Genomic DNA, 23,846 nt, shown 5'->3' on the forward strand with positions numbered 1-23,846 from the left:
GTGGTTGAGCTGCTGCTGACGTCAGCGTCAAATCTGGATACAGCAAGCAAATACGTTACAAATCATGACCGACAAATGCCCAGATATGGGTGATCAACCTAGACAGATAGCGAATGCGAATTTTTCAGTCAGTGCCAGAACGTGCCCATGCTGAGAAACAGCACACCGAACAGAACAAACAGCACGGTCACGACAAACGCCAGGTGCAGATAGCCGAGCACCAGTCCGGCGACGACCATGCCGTCGCCATCCAGCAGCGTATCCACCGGCGCACGACGTATTTCGCTGCGCGCCAGATGGCCGCAGACCACGGCCACAATCGCTCCGATGAAGGGCAGCAATAGCCAAGAGAGAATGCCGAAGACCAGGCTGACGATGGCCATGGTGCTGGTGGTTCGGGTGGACGGGTACGCCGGTTGGTAGCTCATCGGTTCGCTCACGCGTGCAGGGTGGGAACAAAGCCTTCGTGATCGAAAGGCGGATGACGCATCATCCGCCTTTCAACGATCCGATTACAGATCGAACTTGATGCTACAAGTCGAATTTAATACCTTGCGCCAGCGGCAGCGAGTCGGAGTAGTTAATGGTGTTGGTCTGCCGGCGCATATAGACCTTCCACGCATCCGAGCCGGATTCGCGGCCACCGCCGGTTTCCTTTTCGCCACCGAAGGCGCCGCCGATCTCCGCACCGGAGGTGCCGATGTTAACGTTGGCGATGCCGCAATCCGAACCTGCCGCCGAAAGGAACTGCTCGGCCGCGCGCAGGTTGTTGGTGAATATCGACGAGGACAATCCCTGCGGCACGTCGTTCTGCATGGCGATGGCTTCGTCCAGCGTGCTGAACGGCATCACGTAGAGGATCGGCGCGAAGGTTTCGGTTTGGACCACCTCGTCCGAATTTTTCAAGCCCGTGACGATCGTCGGCAGCACGAAGTTGCCCTTGCGCTCGGTCAGCGCCCTGCCGCCGGTGAGCACCTTGCCGCCGGCCGCCTTCGCCTTTTCCACGGCGGTCAGATAGCCCTGCACCGCCTCGGGGCTGTTGAGTGGGCCCATCAGCGTGGTGGCGAGCGTAGGATCGCCGATCTTGCCTTCGACCTGGCCATAGGCCTTGACCAGGGTCTCGACCACGCTGTCATGGATCGAGTGATGCACGAACAGCCGACGCGTGGTGGTGCAGCGTTGGCCGGCGGTGCCGACCGCGCCGAACACAATGCCGGGGATGGCCAGCTTCAGGTCGGCAGTTTCGTCGAGAATGATCGCGTTGTTGCCGCCCAGTTCCAGCAGCGAGCGGCCCATGCGGTGCGCCACGCGCTCGCCGACCATGCGGCCGACCTTGGTCGAGCCCGTGAAGCTGATCAGCGGGATGCGTTTGTCGTCGACAAACGCCTGCGACAGCTCGGTGCCTGCATCGTTGAACAGGAAGAACAGGTCAGGGAATCCGCCAGCCTTCAGCGCCTCGTTGCAGATCTTCAGCGTGGCGATCGCCGATAGCGGCGTCTTCGGCGACGGCTTCCAGATGCAGATGTCGCCGGCGATGGTCGCCAGCATGGCGTTCCACGCCCACACCGCGACCGGGAAATTGAACGCGCTGATGATGCCGACCAGGCCCAGCGGATGGTACTGGTCGTACATGCGATGGCCGGGGCGCTCCGAGTGCATGGTGGCGCCATACATCATGCGGCTCTGGCCCACGGCGAAGTCGGCGATGTCGATCATCTCCTGCACTTCGCCATCGCCCTCGGGCTTGATCTTGCCCATCTCGAACGCAACGAGCGAACCGAGCGCGTCCTTGTGCCTGCGCAGCGCTTCGCCGCACAGCCGCACCGCTTCGCCGCGCTGCGGCGCCGGCGTGGTGCGCCAGACCTTGAACGCCGCCTGGGCGCGTTCGACGATCGTGGCGTAATCCGCGGCGCTGGATGCGTGCACGCTGGCAATCACTTCACCGGTCGCCGGGTTGACCGGCTGCAGCGTGCCAGCGTCGGTCGTCTTCGACCACTCGCCCCGACCGAGATACGTGCCGGACTGCGCGTCCGAAAGGCCGAGCGCGGTGAGGATGGCGTGGGGCATGGATAACTCCTGAGGCGGGCTTGGCACCTTGCGGCACCGTGAATTGAAAGGATCTAGCCCGCCATTCTAGCAGGCGCCTTATTTATCGGCCGGGAGACGGCCGCCAGAATGGGCGAACCGGTTAGGTACGCGTGGCTCGGATCGCACCGTCGGAAGATCCATGCGAAAATCCCGCCGCTGCCCTCGTAGCTCAGTTGGATAGAGCGGTCCCCTCCTAAGGGACAGGTCGGACGTTCGAATCGTCTCGAGGGCACCACTCATTCATCCAAAAAGCCGGCACTGCCGGCTTTTTGCGTTTTTGTAGCAGACAAAGCGTCGCTCGGGCGCGGGCTCAGGAGCTGCACGACAGCATCGAGCAACCGGCTTTCTGCCTTGCCCAGTCGGGACGCTTCTGCGCGTAAAGTTCCCGCCCCGGCTGGTCGTCGTAGGGATGACGCATGACGTCCAGCAGCTCTTCGATACCGCGGTTGTCGCCCTGCTCAGCCCGATCGATCGCCTGCTGCGCGAGGTAATTGCGCAGCACGTAGCGCGGGTTGGCCGCGTTCATGCCGGCGCGACGCTGCTCGGTCGACTGTGGGTCGGCGGCAAGCCGCGCGGCGTAGCGCGCCAGCCACCCGGTGAAGTCCGGCGTCGCCTGCTGTTTTTTCGCCTCGTCATAGAACGCGTCGTCGAACGGCGCCAGGCTGGGAGCCGCAAGGTCCAGATCCGCCAGCGCGCGGAACCACAGCGTCATGTCGACTTCGGCCTGCTGCAGCAGCGACTGCAGCGACTGCATCAGCGTCACGTCGTCGTCGCGGCATTCGGCCAGACCCAGTTTGGCCGCGATGGTGGCGCGATCGGCCAGGCCGAACGCCGTGGCATAGCGATCGAGTCCGGCCTGCAGCGGATCGGTGCTGGCAAACAGCGGCGCCAGCGCACCGGCCAGCCGGCTCAGGTTCCACCACGCCACATTGGGCTGCTGGCCGAAGCGGTAACGGCGGCGCTGCGCGTCGGTGGTGTTGGGCGTCCAGTCGGCATCGAAATTGTCGACCCAGCCATACGGGCCGTAGTCGATGGTGAGACCGAGAATCGACATGTTGTCGGTGTTCATCACCCCGTGCACAAAACCCACCCGCATCCACTGCGCCACCATCTGAGCGGTGCGCTCGCATACGGTCGCAAACCATTCGGCGTAGAGCGCTTCGCCCTCGCCTTCCAGCTCAGGAAAATCGCGCCGGATGGTGAAATCGACCAGCTGTTTGAGCAACGCGATATCGCCGCGCGAGGCCGGCAGTTCGAAGTTGCCGAAGCGGATGAACGACGGCGCCACGCGGCAGACGATGGCGCCGCGCTCGGGCGCGGCGTTGCCGTCGTAGAACATGTCGCGCACCACCTGCTCGCCGGTATCGACCAGACTCAACGCGCGCGTGGTCGGCACGCCCAGATGATGCATCGCCTCGCTGCATAGAAATTCGCGCACCGACGAACGCAGCACCGCGCGGCCGTCCGCACCGCGGGAGTACGGCGTCAGGCCGGCACCCTTCAGCTGCAGCTCCCAGCGCTCGCCACGAGCGTTGACCGTTTCGCCCAGCGATATCGCCCGGCCGTCGCCGAGCTGGCCGGCCCAGTTGCCGAACTGATGGCCGCCGTAGTTGGCAGCGTAGGGCTCCATGCCGGTCAACAGGGCGTTGCCGCCAAAAACCTGGGCGAACTGCGGATCGAGCACATCCTCTTCACTGAAACCAAGCGTCGCCGCCATCTCGCGCGAATACGCCAGCAAGCGCGGCGCGCTCACCGGCGACGGATCGATGCGCGAATACGCGGCACCTTCCACCTGCCGGCGGCGCGAGCCCAGCACCGCATCGCCGGGCAGCTCGCGGATGAACGCATTGTCGAAGGTCGGTTGATGCATACGGCACGCGCCTGGATGGTCGAACTAAGAATATGGGGATGCGCCGGGCGATCGCCAATGATGTCGGCCGACGCAGCGGCTATAGTCGCGCTTTCTTTGTTACCACAGCGCGCCATGACCGAGTCCGTCAGCCCTTTCATCACCGCCGATCTGCAGCCTGGCGACGAACCCTATATCGACGCCACGCGTCGCTGGGTCGAGCGCGCCGTGGTTGGCCTCAACCTGTGTCCCTTCGCACGCGCGCCGATGGTGCAGCAGAAGATTCGTTATGCGGTCAGCCACGCGCGCGACACCGATGCGCTGCTGGACGATCTGCTCGGCGAGCTGCAGAGCCTTCATGCGATCGACGCCAGCGAGTGCGAAACCACGCTGCTGATCCATCCGCACGTGCTGGGCGACTTTCTCGACTACAACGACTTTCTAGACAACGCCGATGCCGCGGTGGAAACGCTGGGGCTGGAGGGCGAGCTGCAGGTCGCCAGTTTTCATCCCCACTATCAATTCGCCGACAGTGATCCGGACGATATCGAGAATTTCAGCAACCGTTCGCCCTATCCCACGCTGCACCTGCTGCGCGAAGCCAGCGTGGAGCGCGCGATGGAAGCGATGACCGATACCGACGTCATTTACCGGCGCAATATGGACACCTTGCAGCGTCTGGGGAACGAGGGCTGGCAGGCACTCTGGCGCGATAGCGACGTCTGATAGCGGCGCGTTGAAACGCCCCGGTTCATATCCGCCGCGAGCGATGCTGTCATGCTGACGTGTGAACAGCCTCGCCAAACCCTACGCGGAAAGCATCGATCCCAGCATCCGCTGCACGTCCTGCGAAGCCATCTGCTGCCGCCTCACCGTGGTACTGATGCCTGAGGATCACGTGCCCGAATGGCTGATCGATCGCGATCTGCACGGCATGGAAACGCTGGCAAAAGGCGACGACGGCTGGTGTGCCGCGGTGGATCCCAACACCTCGCGCTGCACGATCTACGACGAGCGACCGTCGATCTGTCGCAAGTACGCGATGGGCAGCCCAAGCTGTCAGGATGAGCGGCAGAAGTGGTACGGCGAGCCCGTGCCGACCCTCGTCAATCTGATCTAAAGGCATTAGACCGCCGCCGCTAATCACGCGGGATCGAAAATCCTTGCAGCTTCTGCCGCATCGATGGCACGCCATTCGCCCAGCGGCAAGTCACCCAACGTGAGTCCACCCACTGAAACGCGCTGCAGGGTTTCGACGTGGTTGCCGGCCGCGGCAAACATCCGACGCACCTGGTGATAGCGGCCTTCGGTCACGGTCAGACGCGCGTGGCGCGGCCCGAGCACTTCCAACGAAGCAGGCGCCAGCGGCTCTTTTTCCGACTCCAGCATCATCGTGCCGCTGGCGAACAGCTCGCCTTCGTCGCCGCGCAAATCCTGCGCCAGCGTCGCCTCATACACCTTGGCGACCTGGGCCTTGGGCGAAATGATCCGATGCAGCAGCGCGCCGTCGTCAGTAAACAGCAGCAGTCCGGTGGTATCGCGATCCAGTCGACCCACGCTGGACAGCGCCGGCGTGCGCACGTTGTAGCGCGGTGGCAGCAGATCGTAGACCACCCGCCCCGGATCCTTGCGCGAGCAGGTCACGCCGAGCGGCTTGTTCATCATCAGCACCAGACCCACCGGCGGATCGATCGGCTCATCGTCGATGCGGATGGTTTCATGTGGCACGACGTCGTCGGCGTACAGCACCTCGCCCGCGAGGTCGGTGATGCGCCCGGCGCGAAACATCTGCGCGACGTCCTTGCGGCTGCCGTAGCCCAGATTGGCGATCAGTTTGACTAACTTCATGGCTTGACCCGTTTCATTGCCGCACTCCGCTTGCTTCGATCACCTTGAAACCCTCTTCCAGTACCACGACGCGCATCTCGCGAAAACGCCGGGTCAGCAGCCCCTCGTACGGCAGGTGGCGATTGGCCACCAGCCACAAACAGCCGTCCGGCTGCAGCGCCTCCGCCGCGCTGGTAATGAACGCCTGACCCAGCGCCGGCAGATCGGCGCGCCCCTGATGAAACGGCGGATTGCTGACGATCGCATCGTAGGTCTGCCGCAGACCGCGCGTAACGTCATGCCAGTGGACGGCTACTTCCGGGGCATGCCCGCTGGCGCGACAGGCGCGATCCAGATTGATCCGCGCCGGCTCCAGCGCACGCGCCTCGGCCTCGTACAGATCCAGAACCGTCACGCCGGGACAGCGCGCGATCAGCTGCGTTGCCAGATAGCCGTATCCCGCGCCCAGATCGGCCACGCGACCGTGCAGGCTGGCAGGCAGATGCGACGCCAGCAGTGCCGAGGCGCGATCAATGCGATTCCAGGCGAACAATCCGGGCCGACTGATATAGCCGTCCATCATCTCGCGCGGTGCATCCAGGGCCTGCCATTCGTCTCGCAGCGGCTGATCGATATCGGCGCTCGCGGGCGTGCTCCAGAAGACTCGGCATTTGTGCTTGGAAAGGTGCTGCACGGCACGGGCCAGCTTGGACAGATCGGCTTCGCCTGACTTGGCGCCTTCCGTATTGGGCATGCTCGCCAACAGCGTGCCGCCAGGCGCGAGATGCTGCAAAGCGCGCGCGAACAGCGCGCGCGATTCGTCGCGCTGGCGTGGCGGTAACACCATGACCAGGTCAAATTGCTCGCCCTGCGCGGGCTCGCCAACGGCAAAGCCGTTGCGCGCCAGTTCGTCCGCAAACGGCATAAAGCTCTGCTGGCAGAGCCAGCTTTTCGACGCCATCTCGCGCAGCCGCACGCCCGCGCGCGCGTTCAAAAAAAGTACGCGCCCGTCCGCCGGCAGGCGAAGTTGGGCCGACTCGAAAGGAAAGAACAACGCATCCAGCGCCGCATCGGGCGGCGCTGCGAACACACCGGCAGCCGTCACAGGATTTCTTGGCAGTAAAACGAGCCGCCATTGTACTTGGCTATCGGGCCGGTCATCGAAATGAGGGGCTGAACCTGCGTCAACAGCAGCGCTTTCGCTGCGGCAACGGCTGGTATTCAATGAGCGCTACGCCACCTTGTTCGTGGACACACTCGCTCATGCCGAAAACACTGCGCAGCCACTCCCTGTTTTGCGGTTTGCTCGGCGTCGCGGTTGGGCTTGTGGTAGTTCACACGCTCGCCTACACGGCAGCGTTTTCGGCTCCGCGCGGAATTTTTCTCGGCTTGCGTTCGCGCGCAGCATTCGAGATCGGGCTGTTTTTATGGGACGCCGTCGTCGTCTATGGTCTGGGCGCGGGCGTGATCACCTTTGGTGCGCTGCTGGCCGCGTATTGCTCGTTCGCTGTGCCCACCGCGCGATCGGCGCTGTTTTACCTTGCAGGCATCGTGCTCACGATCTATGTGCTTATACCGCTGGCCGAACACATGCCGGTATCGCTGGCGCTGTCACGCCAGTGGTGGGCTTACGGTCTGGAACTCTCGCTGGTGGTCAGCGCGTTTCTCGCCCTGGTGGTCGCGCGGGCCATCTCGGCCACGCGACGCAGAGCAGAGGAACGGCCGGAGAACTGAGCGACGCCCGGCGGCAACTCCGAACACTGCGTCAAGTTAATGGCTAGCTGCGGCAGACGCCGATGACGCCGGCAGTTCGTCAAGCATCTGCTTGGCCAGCGGCTGGTAGCCGCCGTCGAAGTGATGGTCGCCCTTCTTCGGATGCATGACGATCCACTTGGGCACGTTGGGCTCGGTGCATACGGTGTCGTCGGCGTCGTCCAGGCCGTAGTAGCAAACCACCGGCGACTTGTTGTCGAGCGCCTGCAGCGGCGGCATGGCGTCGTATTCCTTGATGGGGTTGATGCTTTCCATCAACGACTTGAAGTGGTCCTGCAACCAGCCCTGCTTGATCATGTAACCCTGGAGTTCAATTTCAAAATTGATCTCCTTGCTCGGCGCCAGCAGCACGAGCTGAGTGATACGTGCACGGTTCGCAGGGCTGAGTTTGTTGATCAGCGTGGGCAGCAGGTCGGCGCCGAAGGAATAACCGATCAGCCAGATACGCGGTTTGTTCCACGCCGTGGCGTATTTGGTCATCAGCGCGTCGAGCTCGGCGGCGGATTCGTCGGCCGTGCGATTGCGCCAGTAGTACTTGAAGGTGTTGACGCCCAGCACGGGAATGCCGCGGTCGATGAAGGCGATGCCGAGGCGGCGATCGAGGTCAGCCCAGCCGCCGTCGCCGGAATAAATGATCGCCATCACGTCGCTCTTGCCGGCCGGCGGCGGCGAGCTGAAGCTGCTCACCGTCATCGGCACGCTGACGCTCTCCAGGCTGACGCGGGCGAACGGCTGCCAGATGAGCAGCACAACCGCCACCACTACGACCACGATGGCCAGCGCAACAAGCTTTTTGTGTTTCATCGGCCGGCCTTTCATCGACGTACCACACCTGTGAGGCCACCAGCGATTAGGCTGGCGACGTTGGTCAGAATCATGGGCAAGGCGATGCCGCCGGGCACCGCCATATAGCGCGGCTCCCATTCCGGATCGAACTTGTCCTTGTAGCGCTGCAACCCGCGGAAATTGTAGAAGCGCTCGCCGCGGCCGAAGACCAGCGCGCCGAAGCGGTTCCACAGCGGCGCCTGCCGCCGGTTTTGCAGGCCGGCCAGCGGCGCCATGCCGAGGTTGAACCAGCGATAGCCCTGGGCCTTGGCCCACTGCATCAGCTCAACGAAAAGATAATCCATGATGCCGGGTGGACCGTCGGGCAGAAAGCGCATCAGATCCACCGATGCTTCTTCGTGCGTATCGGTGAGAAACAGGTTGGCAAACGCCACCAGTTTGTCGTTCTGCCAGACCAGAGCCATCGGTGTGCGCACCAGATAGCGCGGATCGAACGCGCCCAGCGAGAAGCGCTTCTCTCGCCCGCGCTTGTCGCCCATCCAGGCATCGGACACCTGCTTGATCTGCGGCAGCAGCGCGGCGACGGATTCGGCCGGAATGATTTCCAGGCGCAGTCCTTCCCGACTCAGCTTGTTGACCGTGTTGCGCAGCACCTTCTTCGACTTGCCGTCGAGATTGAAGCCGTCCAGCCGCACGCGAGCCTCTTCGCCGATCTTCAGCAGGTTCATGCCGACTTCGAGATACAGATCGAGATCGGCGGGACTGACCTGATAGAACACCGGCCAGCCGCCGCCGCGCTCGCACTGTTCCAGAAACGCCCAGACCAGCTCGCGCCGCACGTCATCGTCGGCGCCGACCGGATCGCCCATCGTGACCCAGCTGCGGCCCTCGATGTCGTACATCACGAAGGCCGTATGCGCGGCGTCGAACAGCAGGGTCTTGTCCCCCATCAGCGCCAGATGCGCCTGCGCTGACGGAAACTGCTTGATCAGCGGCAGCGCCTGCGCCAGCTCGGCCTCGGTCGGCGGCTCGCGATGCAGCTTCAGCGGCTTGATCAGGCTGGCGACGGCAAACAGCATGCCGGCCGCTGCGGCCGCCACCAGCGCACGCAGCGCGCGCGGCGCGCCGCCCTCGTGGAAGCTGAATTCCCACCACAGGCTGTTGCTGTAATCGACGTGCTTGAAGCTGAAGGTCACCAGCCACACGGCGCAGGTCAGAATGGCCAGAATCGCCAGAATCCAGCCCAGCGAAAACGTCGTGCTGAACAGCGACGCGCGCCGATAAAAAAGGTGATGCGCCGGCGCCAGCGCCATCGCCAGCAGCGTCAGCAGGGTCGCCTCTTCGTAGTCGATGCCCTTGAGCAGCGAGAAAATCGCGCCGGCCACCAGCAGAATCAGCGTCAGCACATAGGCGGCATCGAGGCGGCGCTGCAGCCCGCGCGCCAGGATCAGCAGCAGCATGCCTATCACGCTGGCGAGCAGATGCGACACTTCCAGCACGGACAGCGGCAGCACTTCACGCAGCAGCTGCATGCGGTTCGGCAGCGCGCGGGTGGCGCCGGAAAACAGCAGCACCGCGCCGGAGACGAGGGTCAGCCCGGCAAAGAACGACGGCAGCAAGCCGGTGAACCACGGCGACAGCAGCGACTTCTGCCGGATGCCGCGCGCCTCCCGCTGCAGTACCAGCACGATGGCGCCACACAGCGGCAGCAGGTAGTAGATCACCCGGAACACCACCAGCGCGCCAAGAATCGGCGCCGTCAGCGCCAGATTGCCGGTGGCACCGAAGCCGGCCAGCATGATCGCCTCGAACACGCCCAGGCCACCGGGTACGTGGCTGATCAGGCCGGCGATCTGCGCAATTACGAAAATTGCCAGAAAGTGCCCGAAGCCGTTGTTGAGCTGGTCCGGCATCAGGATGTACAGCACCGCTGCGGCGAGGCCCCAGTCCAGCGCACCGATCAGGATCTGCCTGAACCCGGTCGCGACCGACGGCATATTGATGCGCAGGTTAAAAATGCGCAGCGGTCGACGCAGCAACCCGCCGGCCAGCCACAGCAGCGGCACCGCGGTCAGCGCCAGCGCAATGGGAATGCGCAGCTGCGCCATCGTGCGCAGCGGAGCCAGCTGAAAATCCAGTGGCAGCGGGATGCACAGCAGGGTTACGCCGGTGAGCGCCAGCAGGCCGAGCCAGAAGCTGGTGGTGCAGAAAAGCACGATCCGGCCCACCTCGGCGGTGGTCAATCCGTTCTGTATGTAAAAACGGTACCGGATCGAACCTGACACCAGCAGCGCCATGCCCACCGCATTGCTGAAGGCGTAGCTGATGAAGGAAATCAGGGTGACGCGGCGCCATGACAGCTTGCGGCCGATCGACACCAGCGCGTAGCGGTCGTACAGCGTCATCACGCCGTAGCCCAGCGCGGTGAACAGCGCCGCCAGCAGCAGCCGTCCGCGCGACAGCCGGTTCACGTACTTGCGCACCTGGTGGTAATCCACCTCTTTGGCCAGCAGATGCAGCGCCCACAGCGCCAGGCACAGCATGGCCACCGAAAACAGCGGTCCGGCCAGCCGGCGCAACAGCACCATGCGCTGGCTCGGCGGCGCCAGCACCTGCTCGGCGCTCAATGCCGGCTCGACCTTTTCCTGCACGTCTTTTGGCTGCGCGTCTGTTGGCTTCAGGCCCTGTGGCTTCACGCGACGACGAACTCCCTCTGTATAGCTGCGTAGTGTAAAGCCTGGGCTACGTCAGGTCGTGAACAACCTGTTGGCAGGCGCCGCATGGCGCCGGGTCGAATGCCGCAGGTTCCGCCATATCGGGTGCTTCGTTTGCTCAGTGGGGGGAAATAGCGCCCTGGCCCAATCGCCCGACCCATCGATAAAGCAGCACCATCACCGCAGCAAACGCGGCACCGCCAATCCACAGCGCCGGGCCGCTGGCGAACGCGTCGCTCACAATGGCCAGCGGGTAATCTTTGCCCGAGAGCGCCACGAAGGCGGCGATCACCACACCAAGCAGGCCCTCGCCCACAATCATGCCCGAGGCCAGCAGGACCCCAAGCTGCTTGGTCGACTCCGGATCTTTCGAGGTGCGATCCGCACGGCGGTCGAACCACCAGCCGGCCACCGCACCGACCACAACCATCAAGGTGCTCTGTGTTGGCAGGTAAATGCCCAGGCCCACGGCAAGCGGCGACAGATGCGCTGACTTGGTCGTGCGGCGCAGCGTCTCGTCGACGGCAATCGTCACGACGCCGATGACGCCGCCGATCTTGATCAAACCCCAGTCGATATTGTTCTGGATCACGCCCTGCGCGAGTGCCGAGATCAACCCGGCCTGCGGTGCGGCCAGCGCGTTGGCCCGCTGCGGACCCGGTGCGCCGACGAACCCGTACGCATGATTGAGCAGGTCCAGGATGGGCGGAATGATCGCCGCGCCGGCGATCACGCCAATCACCAGCGCCCACTGCTGCTTCGACGGGGTGGCATCGACCAGCTGGCCCGTCTTCAGATCCTGCAGGTTGTTGTTGGCAATGGCGGCGGCGGCAAAAACGATCGAGGTGATGAACAGCGCGAATGCCACCAGCGCCTTCTCACTATCCGCCGGCAGCATCGAACGCAGGCCAAACACCAGCAGCAGCGCCGCACTGATGACCACGATAATTCCAACGCCGGAGAGCGGACTGTTCGATGAACCGATCAGACCGGCCATGTAGCCGCATACCGCGGACACGAAAAAACTCATCAGCACGACAAAAAGAAGTCCGCCGATGACCAGGGCGACCGTGTGTTCTCCAAGGCCGTGACCGGCCGTGGCGGCAAAGGTCGTGATCAGCCAGCCAATCGGTAACAGACACGCCAGCGAGATCAGGCCGACCTGGCCGATCGGAATATCCTGCTCGGTGCGCGGCATCAGGCCGGCATTCTCAGCGCCGCGTGCGCGCGAGGCGGCCATGGCCGACGACAGCCCGCTGATGACGGGCTTAACCAGTTTGGCCAGCGTCCAGATAGCGGCAACGCCAATCGTGCCTGCGCCGACAAAGCGCACCTTGTGACTCCACGTGGCACCGGCAAGATCCGCAATCGAGCCGACCACCGGCGCCATCGCGGAAAAGTGCGGCACACCCCAGCCCCAGCCAATCAGCGCGCCGACGAGCATCGCCACACCGACCCACAGGCCGACCAAGTGTCCGATGCCGAACAGCGCAAACGAGAGGAAAAAGTCGAAACCGGTTACGCCGCCCCTGTCGCCACCGACGCGAAAATAATGCACCACGTCGCCGGCAAAAACGCGCGTCGCCACGATCACTGCAAACACGGCAGAAACAATGGAGCCCCACAGCACAGCCAGCAAACCTGCACGGTTCGATGCCGCCGCGGCGGCTTCGCTGACGCCATCCGTCCCGCCCGCACCCACCTTCAGGACTTCGGCGCACGCCACACCTTCGGGATACGGCAAATCGGAATTGGTCACCAGGGCGCGACGTAGCGGAATGGAATACATCACACCGAGGATGCCGCCCAGCGCGCAGATCGCGAACGAGGTCCAGTAATTGAAGCCCGTCCACCAGCCGATCAAAATCAGACCCGGCAGCACGAAGATGATCGACGAAAGGGTGCCCGCCGCAGACGCGACGGTCTGCACGATGTTGTTTTCCTGCAGCGTGGCACCCTTGAAATAGCGCAGCACCGCCATCGAAATCACCGCCGCCGGAATCGACGTGGCAAAGGTGAGGCCGGCCTTGAGGCCAAAGAACACATTGGCGGCGGTGAAAACCACGGTGATGACCACACCGATGATCACGCCTCGTATCGTCAACTCTTTGCGCGACTCGGCGCTGGACGGCAGTTGTGCACTCACGAATGAATCTCCCCCGGACGGATGCTGCGGGGAAAGATAGCGTGGAATGACCCGCCGCGGTTGTTTCGAGGTCGAAAGCCGCCGGTCGTACGCGATTCGCAATACACATTTACAAGCGTAGGCGACTCTCGAACTCGCGCCGCTCACCGGATAGCGGATCGAAGAACGTCAGATCCTTTGCCAGCAGCTTCAGCGGCCGCTGGTAATCATCGACATTCCGCTCAGTCAACATCGGATACCACGGATCGTTGAGAATCGGCGCACCCAGCGCCGCCATATGCACGCGCAGCTGATGCTTCTTTCCGGTGACTGGGTGGAGCGCGTAACGCCAGTACTCATCGCTGCGCTCCATCACTTCGATACGCGTCTCGCTGTTCGGCTCGCCTTCGACTTCCTGCGTGCGGAAAAACGGTTCACCACGCATCAGCCGCGTGCGTCGCGTCAGTGGAAAAGCCCGCTCGGGCAACGGCAGCGCCAGCGCTTCGTAGCGCTTTTCAATGCGCTGCTGCTGAAACAGCGCCTGATAGGCCGAACGAGTGGCGCGATTCGCCGAAAACAAAACCAGGCCCGCGGTGGCACGGTCGATGCGATGCAGCGGCACCAGATCGGGGTTGTCCAGCCGGCGCATCAGCCGTCGCAGCAGTGTCTGCTCGACGAAACCACCGCTGGGTATCACCGGAAGGAAATGCGGTTTGTCCGCCACCACGAGATGCTCGTCGACGTGCAGCAGGTTTTCAAGAAACGGGATTGGCACTTCATCGACTACCTCACGGTAGTAGTGCACGCGCAGCCCTGGCCGCGGATAGGGTGCAGTCGGACTGATCGGCTCGCCTCGCGCATCCAGCACGCGACCGCGTGCCATCCGATCAAGCCACTGTTCGCGGCTGACGGCGGCAAACGTGGCACACAGACCATCGAGCACGGTCAGCCATGGCCCGGCGGGCAAATGCGCCGTGCTGGCTTCGGCATCACGGAAAAAAGCGGCGGCGGGTGGGGACATGGCGACCGGCAGTGTAAAGCACGCACCCCGTACGGCCCGGAGGCGTAGAATGGACGGGATACCTCCGACGGTCATGCTCATGGCACTCAACGCCACCATCTACAAAGTCGAACTGCAGATCAGCGACATGGATCGGCACTACTACGCCACTCATGCGTTGACCCTGGCGCGCCACCCGTCGGAAACCGAAGAGCGGCTGATGGTGCGGCTGCTCGCCTTTGCCCTTTACGCGGAGGATCGGCTGGAGTTCGGCAAGGGCGTCAGCGACGAGGACGAGCCGGCGCTGTGGCGCAAGGACTACACCGACGAGATCGAGCTGTGGATCGAACTGGGCCAGCCCGACGAAGCGCGCATCCGCAAGGCCTGCGGCCGCTCGCGGCAAGTGGTGGTGATCAACTATGGCGGCAACACGGCCGAAATCTGGTGGAGCAAGGTCGGCGCCTCGCTGGCGCGCCACAAGAACCTCACCGTGCTCGATATTCCTGCCGCCACCGTGACCGAACTGCTGCCCCTGCTCCAGCGTGGCATGCGTCTGCAGGCACTGATCCAGGACAGCCAGCTGCAGCTGATGAACGACGCCGAGTCGGTGACGATCGATCCGATACAGCGCATGGGCGTTCCCGAAACGGTCGGCTGAGCCAGCTGCGGGCGACTTTCGCGTCGCCGCGTTTTCAAGAACAATGGCGCGCCGATGCAGCCTTTCCCTGCCGCATCGCTCTCATCAAACCACCTGACCCAAGGAATCAAGCCATGCGCTGGTTGCTGCTGCCCCTGCTCGCCATGTTCATCGTTACCGCCTGCAGCGTTTCTCCGCAGGCGCATGCCCAAGGCGAAGTGCAAAAGCTCACCGTGATCGATACGAAGGTCGGCACGGGCAAGGTAGCGATGAACGGCAAGGACGTGGTTGTGCACTACACCGGCTGGCTCTACGACCAAAACGCCAAGGACCACCACGGCAGCAAGTTCGACAGCTCGCTCGACACCGGCACACCGTTCACCTTCACCCTTGGCGAAGGCAAGGTCATCGAAGGTTGGGACCAGGGCGTCGCCGGCATGCGCGTCGGCGGCAAACGCACCCTGCTGATTCCCGCCTCGCTCGGCTACGGCGACAACGGAGCGGGCGATGCCATTCCGCCCGGCGCCTCGCTGGTGTTCGATGTGGAACTGTTGAACGTGACACCTTGAGTTTGGGGTTGACGGTGACACCGTGGCCATGGAGCGGAAAAGCAAAATTACTGTTCAACGTTGGATCAAGTCACTTCAGATCGGCCAGTGCTTCACTGTCAAATGCCTTGGGTCCCGTGCCGCACGTTTCGTCGCGCATGATTTTACGCACGTAGTCGCGGGCGGCTACTAGCCCTCCTTGCTCGCGCCACAAGCTTCAAGACGATACAGCGATGGCACGCGCCGTCAGCGCCGTGCGATGCAGGAGGTGTTGGACGACTCGGCGCCGATGCGGTGTTCGCGAACGCCTGGCGAATGCTTGCACCGTTTGGCGGCGCTCGTCAGCGCAAGCCCGTCTCCGCCCGCGCGATCACCATGCGCTGGATCTCGCTGGTGCCCTCGTAAATCTCGGTGATCTTGGCATCGCGGAAGTAGCGCTCCAGCGGCATCTCTTTCGAATACCCCATGCCGCCATGGATCTGCACGGCCTGATGGGTAATCCACATCGCCGCTTCCGATGCGGTGAGCTTGGCGACCGCCGCTTCGGTGCCAAAGCGGCCGCCGGTCTTGTCGGCCTCGCCCTTCTGCCACGCGGCGCGCAGGGTCAGCAGCATCGACGTGTCGAGCTTGCATTTCATGTCGGCGATCTTCGACTGGGTCATCTGGAACGTGCCAATCGGCGCGCCAAAAGCCTTGCGATCCCGCGCCCACTGCAGGGTCGCCTCGTACGCCGCGCGGGAGATGCCGATCGCCTGCGAAGCGATACCGATGCGCCCCGCGTCGAGCACGCCCATGGCGATCGAAAAGCCCTTGCCCGCTTCGCCCAGCAGATTCTCCTGCGGGCAGACGTAGTCGTGGAACTCGATCTCGCAAGTGGCCGAAGCGCGAATGCCCAGCTTCGGCTCGCTCTTGCCCGCATGAAAGCCCGCCAGCTTGGTATCGATGATGAAAGCCGATACCCCGCGCGCGCCCACGCCCGGCGTGGTGATGGCGAACAGCAAAATGTAGCGGGCCACCGGGCCGGAGGTGATCCAGCTCTTCTTGCCGTTGATGACCCAGTCGCCCTGCGCGTTCATGGTCGCGCGGGTGTGCATGGCCGACGCATCGGAGCCCGACTGCGGCTCGGTCAGCGCATACGCACCGATCGCCTCGCCGGTGGCGATAGCGCGCACGTAGGTCTGCTTCTGCTCTTCCGTGCCGTGCTTGAGGATGGCGTTGCAGAACAGCGAGTTGTTGACCGACATGATGGTGGAAGTGGCCGCATCGGCCGCGGCGATCTCGATCATCGCCAGCACGTAGGCGATGGTGTCCATCGCCGCGCCGCCGTATTCCTCGGGCACCTCGATGCCCATCAGGCCGAGTTTGCCCATCTCGCGGATGTTCTCCAGGGGAAACTCGCCCCTGGCGTCGAATTCGGCGGCCACCGGCGCGATGCGCTTTTGCGCAAAATCGCGGGCGATCGACTGGATCGACAACTGATCTTCGGTAAAGCTGAAATCCATCGAAAAAGCTCCGCAGTGAGAGTGGCAGCCGGTCATTGTAGCCGGCGCGTTCAAACCCGCTTGTGCGAACGCAGCATCGGCGCTCGCCATGATGTGGGCCACGCAAACGTACGGCCGAATGGCCGACGCGGACGCCGCCAGCAGGCGCAGCATCTTGTCGCACGCGCGCCGGACTGAACGCAGCGGGCCCGCGCTTTGTCCCGACGCTTGACGCCCCGGCAAACCGCGCCTAGCCTTGTCATCTCTTTATCGCGATAAAAGGATGCTCGATGGATCTGGCCAGTGCTTCCAGCGTGCTGCGCTTGCTCGCGGATCCCACCCGTGTTCGCCTGCTGGCGCTGCTCGAATACGAGGAGCTGACGGTGGCCGAACTGGCCGCCGTGCTGCATCTCGCCCAGCCGCGCGTGTCCACCCACCTGGCCAAACTGAAGGAGGCCGGGCTGGTGCGCGATCGCCGCGCCGGCGTGTCGGCGTATTACCGCGCCAACAGCGAAGGCGAAGAGGCGCAGCGCAAGCTGCTCGATTCCCTGCGCCAGAGCATCGACGACGCCCTGCTGCGCGAAGACACAGAGCGCCTGCCGGGCGTGCTGGCGCAGCGCGCGGGCACCGAAGGCTGGGCCGACACGGTCGCCGGCGACATGGAGCGCCACTACTCACCCGGCCGCACCTGGGAAACCCTGGCCCGCTCACTGCTGCAGCTGCTGGAAACCGGCGACGTGCTGGACATCGCCTCGGGTGACGGCATCACCGCCGAGCTGCTGGCGCCGCACGCCAGGTCGATCACCTGCGTGGATTCCAGCGAGCGCGTGGTCGATGCCGCGGCGAAGCGGCTGCGCGCGTTCGCCAACGTGCAGGTGATCCGGGGCGACATGCAGGCGCTGGAGCTGGGTGAGCAGCGCTTCGATCTGGTCTTGATGCTGCATGCGCTCACCTACGCCGAAAACCCGGCCAGGGCCGTCGCCGAGGCGTCGCGCGTGCTGCGCGCCGGCGGTCGCCTGCTGGCGGTGACGCTGGGCCAGCACGATCACCGCACCGCGGTCGAGCCCTTCGATCATCGCAATCTCGGCTTTTCCGGCGACCAGCTGCGCGAGCTGGCCAGCAGCGCGGGGCTGGACGTCATCAGCTGTCATCAGATCAGCCGCGAGCGCAAGGCGCCGCACTTCGAAGTGATCAGCCTGCTGGCGCGAAAACCGCATTGAACCGATCGCTGCCAACACCATGTTGAACACCGCTGCGCGACGCGCGAAGCAAGCAAAGGAATCACCACCATGAGCGCCCTGCCCTGGCTACACCCCGACCGCGTTGCCCTGCTGGAACAGGCGCTGCATCAGCGCATCCTGATCCTCGACGGCGGCATGGGCACGATGCTGCAGGCACACGAGCTGGACGAAAGCAGCTTCCGCGGCGACCGCTTCGAACACGGCCACGACGGCCACGCGAAAGCCGATGAAGGCCATGCCCACGAACACGCCGGCAGCTGTGATCTGAAAGGCAACAACGACCTGCTGACGCTGACCAGGCCCGACATCATCCGCGGCGTGCACACGGCCTATCTTGAGGCCGGCGCCGACCTGGTCGAAACCAACACCTTCAACTCCACCCGCGTCAGCCAGGCCGACTACGGCCTGCAGCATCTGGCCTACGAACTGAACCTCGAAGGCGCACGACTGGCGCGCGCCGCCTGCGACGACATGACGGCAAAGACGCCCGACAAACCGCGCTTCGTCATCGGCGTACTGGGCCCGACCAGCCGCACCGCATCGCTGTCGCCGGACGTCAACGACCCCGGCTATCGCAACGTCACGTTCGAGGAGCTGGGCGAAAACTACACCGAGTCCGCCAACGGCCTCATCGACGGCGGCGCCGACGTGATCATGGTCGAAACCATCTTCGACACGCTCAATGCCAAGGCCGCGCTGTTTGCGCTGAGCGAGCTGTTCCACAAGCGCGGCGCGCGCGTGCCGGTGATGATCTCCGGCACCATCACCGACCGCTCCGGCCGCACCCTGTCGGGGCAAACGGCCGAAGCGTTCTACTACTCGGTCGCGCACGCGCGGCCGCTGTCGGTCGGCTTCAACTGCGCGCTTGGTGCGGAAGATCTGCGCCCGCACGTGCAGACGCTCTCCAATATCGCGCAGAGTTTCGTCAGCACGCACCCGAACGCCGGTCTGCCGAATGCGTTTGGCGAGTACGACGAATCGCCCGAGCACATGGCCGGGGTGATCGGCGGCTTTGCGCGCGATGGGCTGCTCAATCTGGTTGGCGGCTGCTGCGGCACCACGCCGGCGCACATCAAGGCGATTGCCGAAGCCGTGCGCGACTGCGCGCCGCGCGTGATCCCGTCCGCCGCGCATGCGGAGGCCGCGTAAGTGAGGCGATACACCCGCCTGTCCGGCCTGGAACCGCTGGTCCTCACGCCCGAGCTGCTGTTCGTCAACGTGGGCGAGCGCACCAATGTCACGGGCTCGGCGCAGTTCAAGAAGCTGATCAAGGAGGAGCGCTACGACGAGGCGATCGACGTGGCGCGCCAGCAGGTCGAGAACGGCGCGCAGATCATCGACATCAATATGGACGAGGGCCTGATCGACTCCGAAGCGGCGATGACCCGCTTCGTCAATCTGATTTCCTCCGAGCCCGACATCGCGCGCGTGCCCTTCATGATCGACTCGTCCAAGTGGACGGTGATCGAGGCCGGCCTGCGCTGCCTGCAGGGCAAGGGCATCGTCAACTCGATCTCGATGAAGGAAGGCGAGGCGCAGTTTCTCGAGTACGCGCGCAAGGTGCAGCAGTACGGCGCCGCCGCCGTGGTGATGGCGTTCGACGAGCAGGGCCAGGCCGACACCTGCGCACGCAAGGTCGAGATCTGCTCGCGCGCTTACGAGCTGCTGACGCGCGAGCTCGACTTTCCGCCGGAAGACATCATCTTCGATCCGAACATCTTTGCCGTGGCCACTGGCATCGAGGAGCACAACAACTACGCGGTGGATTTCATCGAAGCCACGCGCGAGCTGAAAAAGCGCTTCCCCGACTGCCATATCTCCGGCGGCGTCTCCAACGTGTCGTTTTCGTTTCGCGGCAACGACACCGTGCGCGAGGCGATCCACTCGGTGTTCCTGTACCACGCCATCAAGGCCGGCATGGACATGGGCATCGTCAACGCCGGCTCGCTGGCGATCTACGACAACCTCGATCCCGAGCTGCGCGAGCGGGTCGAGGATGTGGTGCTTAACCGCCGCGACGATTCCACCGAGCGTTTGCTCGAAATCGCCGACAACTACCGCAAGAAAAAAGGCGAGGCCGCGGTCGAAACGATCGCCTGGCGCGAAATACCCGTGCGCGAACGGCTCAGCCACGCATTGGTCCACGGCATTGACCAATACGTGGTCGAAGACACCGAAGAAGCGCGCCAGCTGTCCTCGCGCCCGCTCGACGTGATCGAAGGCCCGCTGATGGACGGCATGAACGTGGTCGGCGACCTGTTCGGCGCCGGCAAGATGTTTCTGCCCCAGGTGGTCAAGTCCGCCCGCGTGATGAAAAAAGCCGTGGCCTACCTGCTGCCCTTCATCGAAGAAGAAAAGCTGCGCACCGGCGACATGGGCAAGAACAACGGCAAGATCATCATGGCCACGGTCAAGGGTGACGTGCACGACATCGGAAAGAACATCGTCGCCGTGGTGCTTCGCTGCAACAACTTCGAAGTGATCGATCTGGGCGTGATGGTGCCGGCGCAGAAAATTCTGGAAGCGGCCATCGCCGAGAACGCCGACATCATTGGCCTGTCCGGCCTGATCACGCCGTCGCTGGAAGAAATGAGCCAGGTCGCGCGCGAAATGCAGCGGCAGAACTTTCATATCCCGCTGATGATCGGCGGCGCGACCACCTCGCGTGCGCACACTGCGCTGAAGATCGAGCCGCACTACAAGTCGCCCACCGTATGGGTGAAGGACGCCTCGCGCGCCGTCGGCGTGGCGCAGTCGCTGGTGAGCAAGGATCTGGTCGAAGAGTTCATCGCCAAGATCCGCCTCGAATACGCCGACGTGCGCGAGCGGCACAAGGACCGCGGCCCCGGCAAGCAGCTGGTGCCGCTGGCCAAGGCACGCGCGCAGCGCTTCACCGACGACTGGAAGGCCTACGCGCCGCCGGTACCGAAGACGCAGGGCATCACCGTATTCGACGATTACGACCTTGCCGAGCTGCGCCAGTACATCGACTGGCTGCCGTTCTTCAACGCGTGGGAGCTGGCTGGCAAATTTCCCGCCATCCTCGACGATGAGATTGTCGGCGCGCAGGCGCGCGAGCTCTACGCCGACGCCAACCGCATGCTCGACACGCTGATCGCCGAGCGCTGGCTCACCGCCAAGGGCGTGATCGGCTTCTGGCCGGCGGCGAACATCGGCGACGACATCGAGGTCTACGCGGTCGACGCCGCGCCGAAGGCCAAACCTCTGGCCACGCTGCGCCATCTGCGCCAGCAGGTGGAAAAACCCGCCGACCGCCCGGACTTCTGCCTCGCCGATTTCATCGCGCCCAAGGACAGCGGCGTCAAGGATTGGGTCGGCGGCTTTGCCGTCACCACCGGCATCGGCATCGAGCCGCACGTGGCCCGCTTCGAGGCCGACCACGACGACTACTCCTCGATCATGCTCAAGGCCCTGGCCGATCGCCTGGCTGAGGCCTTCGCCGAGCGGTTACACGAGCGCGTACGCAAGGAGTTCTGGGGCTATCAGCCCGACGAGACGCTGGCCAACGACGACCTGATCGCCGAAAAATACCGCGGCATCCGCCCCGCTCCCGGCTATCCGGCCTGCCCCGAGCATTCGGAAAAGGCCACGCTGTTCGAACTGCTCGACGCCACCGAACACACCACCATCGAGCTGACCGAAAGCTTCGCCATGCACCCAACGGCGGCGGTATCCGGCTGGTACTTCTCGCATCCGCAGAGCCAGTATTTCGTGGTCGGCAAGCTCAGCCGCGATCAGGTCGAGGACTATGCCAAGCGCAAGGGCTGGTCGCGCGACGTGGCCGAACGCTGGCTGGCGCCGTACCTCGGCTATGAGGTCGAGTAAGCGATCCGGCGTGGGCGATAACGCGGTGAAGTGCGGCCTGGGATCAGACTTCGCTTTCGACCACGTTGCGGCGCTTGACCTCGCGCATATGCACAACCAGGTTGTACACCGAGACAAACGCCGGGAAAAAGTTCGACAGAATGCCGACCGAGTCGTTCTTGCCGACGATGAAGTAGCTCAACAGCAGCGCGCTGCCGATCACCGACAGCCACCAGAACGACAGGGGCATCACCACCCGCTTCAGCTTGCGCGTGTAGTACATCTGCACAAACCAGCGGCTGGTAAACATCAGCGAACCGATCAGGCCGACCAGTTTCCACGGCGTAATCTCAAAGCCGTGCAGCGCCGCGACAATATGGTTGAGCTCGTGCTGCAGGAATTCCATCGGGGCCGCCTCGTCAGTCAAGCGCGGCAGTTTACCAACCCTCGAAGCGATCGGATGCCCCATCGCAAGCCCGCAGCCCGGCGGCTTAAGCTGGCGCCAGCAAGCCAACGATTGACCCGGCGCCCCGCTCCCCGTATATTTGCGCGCTCTCGGCGGGCGATTAGCTCAGCGGTAGAGCACTGCCTTCACACGGCAGGTGTCGCAAGTTCGATCCTTGCATCGCCCACCACTAGATTTAACGACTTAGGCCACCTCACTGGGTGGCCTTTTTCGTTGTATGGATGCTGATATGGAACCTCAAATTCGAGCGACTGCAAATGCCTATCCAGCAAACAGACCGCAAAAGCCATGGGCGAGTCAGGAACCTGATGTATCGGCTCGGCTGAAATCGAAACCACGTGGCTCAATCTCATATCGAGCTATCGACTGCCGTGTGCTTTCGGCAACGTAGGCGACGCAACATGCTAATTTCCTCAGCAGTTTTGCATTGGTAAGCCCCGTTGCCGCATCGCGCTAAAAAAACTATTGACTGTCTAGATTGGGCCTTTACTGCCAGTTGTGCTACCTGTCTAGCCAGTTGCTTGACGTGTCTGGCATTGATCGCTGTGCTTTTTGAAAGGAGAACTATCCGTGGCCAATGAAAAGATGTTGAAACAGATTGCTGAAAAGCCGGGTTTTTTTGCGGCGCTGGATCAGAGCGGTGGTTCGACGCCGGGGGCGTTGCGGCACTACGGGGTCGCCGACAGCGACTACAGCGGCGATGCCGAGATGTTCCAGCTGATACACGCCATGCGGGTGCGCATCATGACGGCGCCGACGTTTACGGGTGACAAGATCATCGGCGCGATTCTGTTTGAAGCCACCATGGGCGGTCAGGCCGAGAGCAAGCCGGTGCCGACGTTTTTGTGGGAAGACCGCGGGGTCGTGCCGTTTCTCAAGGTCGACAAAGGCTTGGAGACCGAAGCCGACGGCGTGCAGCTGATGAAGCCTATCCCCGGGCTGGACGACCTGCTGTCGCGCGCGGTGAAGCTGGGCATCTTCGGCACCAAGATGCGTTCGGTGATCAACCTCGCCTCGAAGGAAGGCATCGCGGCGATTGCCAAGCAGCAGCTCGAGATCGGCCAGCAGATCGTGGCGCACGGGCTGGTGCCGATCCTGGAGCCGGAGGTGTCGATCAAGAGCCCGGACAAGGCTGGCGCGGAGTCGATCCTGCGCGATGAACTGCTGAAGGGTCTGGATGCGCTGCCGGAAAGCAGCCGCGTGATGCTCAAGCTGACGATACCGAGCGTGGCCGATTTTTATCGTCCGCTGATCGAGCACCCGCGGGTCCTTCGCGTGGTGGCGCTTTCCGGCGGCTATTCGCGCACCGAAGCCTGTCAGAAACTCGCCGAGAACCACGGCATGATCGCCAGCTTCTCGCGCGCGCTGATCAACGATCTGAAGAAATCCATGAGCGATAGCGAGTTCGACGCTGCGCTGGCCGAAGCAATAGACGAAATCTATGCGGCGTCGGTCGACAAGGCCTGATGCGAGGCTGCAGGTTTCA

20 protein-coding genes and 2 tRNA genes are annotated in these 23,846 nt (G+C 63.6%); 11 read left to right on the forward strand and 11 right to left on the reverse strand.

Going from position 1 to position 23,846, the window contains the following annotated elements; translation table 11 throughout:
* Positions 1 to 128: 128 nt before the first annotated feature.
* Positions 129 to 428 carry a DUF4190 domain-containing protein gene (locus ACDK93_RS13050; protein WP_458069179.1) on the reverse strand — a complete coding sequence of 100 codons (300 nt, stop codon included), beginning with the start codon at positions 426 to 428 and terminating at the stop codon, positions 129 to 131.
* Between the two features lie 103 nt (positions 429 to 531).
* The gene (amaB, locus tag ACDK93_RS13055; RefSeq protein ID WP_458069180.1) at positions 532 to 2,067 is read right to left on the reverse strand and encodes an L-piperidine-6-carboxylate dehydrogenase; all 1,536 of its coding nucleotides are present in this window, start codon (positions 2,065 to 2,067) and stop codon (positions 532 to 534) included.
* Positions 2,068 to 2,246: 179 nt separating this feature from the next.
* Between amaB and ACDK93_RS13060 the strand changes: the two genes are divergently transcribed.
* A tRNA-Arg gene (locus tag ACDK93_RS13060) sits at positions 2,247 to 2,323 on the forward strand.
* A gap of 75 nt (positions 2,324 to 2,398) precedes the next feature.
* On the opposite strand, the gene ACDK93_RS13065 is transcribed toward ACDK93_RS13060, so the two are convergent.
* Entirely contained in the window at positions 2,399 to 3,958 is a 1,560-nt protein-coding gene (locus ACDK93_RS13065; protein ID WP_458069182.1) for a protein adenylyltransferase SelO, read from the reverse strand.
* Between the two features lie 114 nt (positions 3,959 to 4,072).
* Between ACDK93_RS13065 and ACDK93_RS13070 the strand changes: the two genes are divergently transcribed.
* Positions 4,073 to 4,663 carry a DUF1415 domain-containing protein gene (locus ACDK93_RS13070; protein WP_458069184.1) on the forward strand — a complete coding sequence of 197 codons (591 nt, stop codon included), beginning with the start codon at positions 4,073 to 4,075 and terminating at the stop codon, positions 4,661 to 4,663.
* 61 nt (positions 4,664 to 4,724) lie between these two features.
* Positions 4,725 to 5,057: a YkgJ family cysteine cluster protein gene (locus ACDK93_RS13075; RefSeq protein WP_458069186.1), complete on the forward strand. Its 333-nt coding sequence runs from the start codon at positions 4,725 to 4,727 to the stop codon at positions 5,055 to 5,057.
* 23 nt (positions 5,058 to 5,080) lie between these two features.
* On the opposite strand, the gene ACDK93_RS13080 is transcribed toward ACDK93_RS13075, so the two are convergent.
* Complete coding sequence (locus ACDK93_RS13080; RefSeq protein WP_458069188.1) at positions 5,081 to 5,785, reverse strand: pseudouridine synthase; 705 nt, start codon at positions 5,783 to 5,785, stop codon at positions 5,081 to 5,083.
* A gap of 13 nt (positions 5,786 to 5,798) precedes the next feature.
* Positions 5,799 to 6,869 carry a methyltransferase gene (locus tag ACDK93_RS13085; protein WP_458069190.1) on the reverse strand — a complete coding sequence of 357 codons (1,071 nt, stop codon included), beginning with the start codon at positions 6,867 to 6,869 and terminating at the stop codon, positions 5,799 to 5,801.
* A gap of 158 nt (positions 6,870 to 7,027) precedes the next feature.
* Between ACDK93_RS13085 and ACDK93_RS13090 the strand changes: the two genes are divergently transcribed.
* A complete protein-coding gene (locus ACDK93_RS13090; protein WP_458069192.1) occupies positions 7,028 to 7,498 on the forward strand; it encodes a hypothetical protein in 471 nt (156 codons plus the stop codon).
* Between the two features lie 36 nt (positions 7,499 to 7,534).
* Here ACDK93_RS13090 and ACDK93_RS13095 read toward each other — a convergent pair whose 3' ends face one another.
* The 4 genes from ACDK93_RS13095 to ACDK93_RS13110 all read right to left on the reverse strand — a co-directional run bounded on the left by ACDK93_RS13095 (position 7,535) and on the right by ACDK93_RS13110 (position 14,183).
* Positions 7,535 to 8,341 carry an AcvB/VirJ family lysyl-phosphatidylglycerol hydrolase gene (locus ACDK93_RS13095; protein WP_458069194.1) on the reverse strand — a complete coding sequence of 269 codons (807 nt, stop codon included), beginning with the start codon at positions 8,339 to 8,341 and terminating at the stop codon, positions 7,535 to 7,537.
* 11 nt (positions 8,342 to 8,352) lie between these two features.
* Positions 8,353 to 11,019, reverse strand: a complete 2,667-nt coding sequence (gene mprF, locus ACDK93_RS13100; protein WP_458069196.1) for a bifunctional lysylphosphatidylglycerol flippase/synthetase MprF — start codon at positions 11,017 to 11,019, stop codon at positions 8,353 to 8,355.
* A 136-nt stretch (positions 11,020 to 11,155) separates the two neighbouring features.
* Positions 11,156 to 13,183 carry an OPT family oligopeptide transporter gene (locus ACDK93_RS13105; RefSeq protein WP_458069198.1) on the reverse strand — a complete coding sequence of 676 codons (2,028 nt, stop codon included), beginning with the start codon at positions 13,181 to 13,183 and terminating at the stop codon, positions 11,156 to 11,158.
* A 109-nt stretch (positions 13,184 to 13,292) separates the two neighbouring features.
* Positions 13,293 to 14,183 (reverse strand): pseudouridine synthase, encoded by an 891-nt coding sequence (locus ACDK93_RS13110; protein WP_458069200.1) that lies wholly within the window; start codon positions 14,181 to 14,183, stop codon positions 13,293 to 13,295.
* Between the two features lie 79 nt (positions 14,184 to 14,262).
* Between ACDK93_RS13110 and ACDK93_RS13115 the strand changes: the two genes are divergently transcribed.
* Together ACDK93_RS13115 and ACDK93_RS13120 are read left to right on the forward strand one after the other, a co-directional pair.
* Positions 14,263 to 14,820 carry a YaeQ family protein gene (locus tag ACDK93_RS13115; RefSeq protein ID WP_458072456.1) on the forward strand — a complete coding sequence of 186 codons (558 nt, stop codon included), beginning with the start codon at positions 14,263 to 14,265 and terminating at the stop codon, positions 14,818 to 14,820.
* A gap of 113 nt (positions 14,821 to 14,933) precedes the next feature.
* Positions 14,934 to 15,368: an FKBP-type peptidyl-prolyl cis-trans isomerase gene (locus tag ACDK93_RS13120; protein WP_458069201.1), complete on the forward strand. Its 435-nt coding sequence runs from the start codon at positions 14,934 to 14,936 to the stop codon at positions 15,366 to 15,368.
* 320 nt (positions 15,369 to 15,688) lie between these two features.
* Here ACDK93_RS13120 and ACDK93_RS13125 read toward each other — a convergent pair whose 3' ends face one another.
* Positions 15,689 to 16,885 carry an acyl-CoA dehydrogenase family protein gene (locus tag ACDK93_RS13125; protein ID WP_458072458.1) on the reverse strand — a complete coding sequence of 399 codons (1,197 nt, stop codon included), beginning with the start codon at positions 16,883 to 16,885 and terminating at the stop codon, positions 15,689 to 15,691.
* Positions 16,886 to 17,118: 233 nt separating this feature from the next.
* Here ACDK93_RS13125 and ACDK93_RS13130 point away from each other — a divergent pair, with 233 nt between their 5' ends.
* From ACDK93_RS13130 to metH, 3 genes are all read left to right on the forward strand, one after another.
* On the forward strand, positions 17,119 to 18,048 hold the full coding sequence (locus ACDK93_RS13130; RefSeq protein ID WP_458069203.1) for an ArsR/SmtB family transcription factor: 930 nt from the start codon (positions 17,119 to 17,121) through the stop codon (positions 18,046 to 18,048).
* Between the two features lie 69 nt (positions 18,049 to 18,117).
* Entirely contained in the window at positions 18,118 to 19,218 is a 1,101-nt protein-coding gene (locus ACDK93_RS13135) for a homocysteine S-methyltransferase family protein (protein WP_458069205.1), read from the forward strand.
* Positions 19,219 to 21,915, forward strand: coding sequence for a methionine synthase (gene metH / locus ACDK93_RS13140; protein WP_458069207.1), 2,697 nt, complete (start codon positions 19,219 to 19,221; stop codon positions 21,913 to 21,915).
* Between the two features lie 43 nt (positions 21,916 to 21,958).
* On the opposite strand, the gene ACDK93_RS13145 is transcribed toward metH, so the two are convergent.
* Positions 21,959 to 22,300, reverse strand: coding sequence for a lipid-A-disaccharide synthase N-terminal domain-containing protein (locus ACDK93_RS13145; RefSeq protein WP_458069209.1), 342 nt, complete (start codon positions 22,298 to 22,300; stop codon positions 21,959 to 21,961).
* A gap of 154 nt (positions 22,301 to 22,454) precedes the next feature.
* Between ACDK93_RS13145 and ACDK93_RS13150 the strand changes: the two genes are divergently transcribed.
* Both ACDK93_RS13150 and ACDK93_RS13155 read left to right on the forward strand, forming a co-directional pair.
* A tRNA-Val gene (locus ACDK93_RS13150) sits at positions 22,455 to 22,529 on the forward strand.
* 401 nt (positions 22,530 to 22,930) lie between these two features.
* The gene (locus tag ACDK93_RS13155; RefSeq protein ID WP_458069210.1) at positions 22,931 to 23,827 is read left to right on the forward strand and encodes a fructose bisphosphate aldolase; all 897 of its coding nucleotides are present in this window, start codon (positions 22,931 to 22,933) and stop codon (positions 23,825 to 23,827) included.
* The last annotated feature ends 19 nt before the right edge of the window (positions 23,828 to 23,846 follow it).

This window comes from Rhodanobacter sp. BL-MT-08 (assembly GCF_054161255.1).

What these genes read in the sequence shown, in the direction of transcription:
- ACDK93_RS13050 (WP_458069179.1), bottom strand. Translation starts at nt 428, where the DNA reads ATGAGCTACCAACCGGCGTACCCGTCCACCCGAACCACCAGCACCATG.
- amaB (WP_458069180.1), bottom strand. Translation starts at nt 2,067, where the DNA reads ATGCCCCACGCCATCCTCACCGCGCTCGGCCTTTCGGACGCGCAGTCC.
- ACDK93_RS13065 (WP_458069182.1), bottom strand. Translation starts at nt 3,958, where the DNA reads ATGCATCAACCGACCTTCGACAATGCGTTCATCCGCGAGCTGCCCGGC.
- ACDK93_RS13070 (WP_458069184.1), top strand. Translation starts at nt 4,073, where the DNA reads ATGACCGAGTCCGTCAGCCCTTTCATCACCGCCGATCTGCAGCCTGGC.
- ACDK93_RS13080 (WP_458069188.1), bottom strand. Translation starts at nt 5,785, where the DNA reads ATGAAGTTAGTCAAACTGATCGCCAATCTGGGCTACGGCAGCCGCAAG.
- ACDK93_RS13090 (WP_458069192.1), top strand. Translation starts at nt 7,028, where the DNA reads ATGCCGAAAACACTGCGCAGCCACTCCCTGTTTTGCGGTTTGCTCGGC.
- ACDK93_RS13095 (WP_458069194.1), bottom strand. Translation starts at nt 8,341, where the DNA reads ATGAAACACAAAAAGCTTGTTGCGCTGGCCATCGTGGTCGTAGTGGTG.
- ACDK93_RS13110 (WP_458069200.1), bottom strand. Translation starts at nt 14,183, where the DNA reads ATGTCCCCACCCGCCGCCGCTTTTTTCCGTGATGCCGAAGCCAGCACG.
- ACDK93_RS13115 (WP_458072456.1), top strand. Translation starts at nt 14,263, where the DNA reads ATGGCACTCAACGCCACCATCTACAAAGTCGAACTGCAGATCAGCGAC.
- ACDK93_RS13120 (WP_458069201.1), top strand. Translation starts at nt 14,934, where the DNA reads ATGCGCTGGTTGCTGCTGCCCCTGCTCGCCATGTTCATCGTTACCGCC.
- ACDK93_RS13125 (WP_458072458.1), bottom strand. Translation starts at nt 16,885, where the DNA reads ATGACCGGCTGCCACTCTCACTGCGGAGCTTTTTCGATGGATTTCAGC.
- ACDK93_RS13130 (WP_458069203.1), top strand. Translation starts at nt 17,119, where the DNA reads ATGGATCTGGCCAGTGCTTCCAGCGTGCTGCGCTTGCTCGCGGATCCC.
- ACDK93_RS13135 (WP_458069205.1), top strand. Translation starts at nt 18,118, where the DNA reads ATGAGCGCCCTGCCCTGGCTACACCCCGACCGCGTTGCCCTGCTGGAA.
- ACDK93_RS13145 (WP_458069209.1), bottom strand. Translation starts at nt 22,300, where the DNA reads ATGGAATTCCTGCAGCACGAGCTCAACCATATTGTCGCGGCGCTGCAC.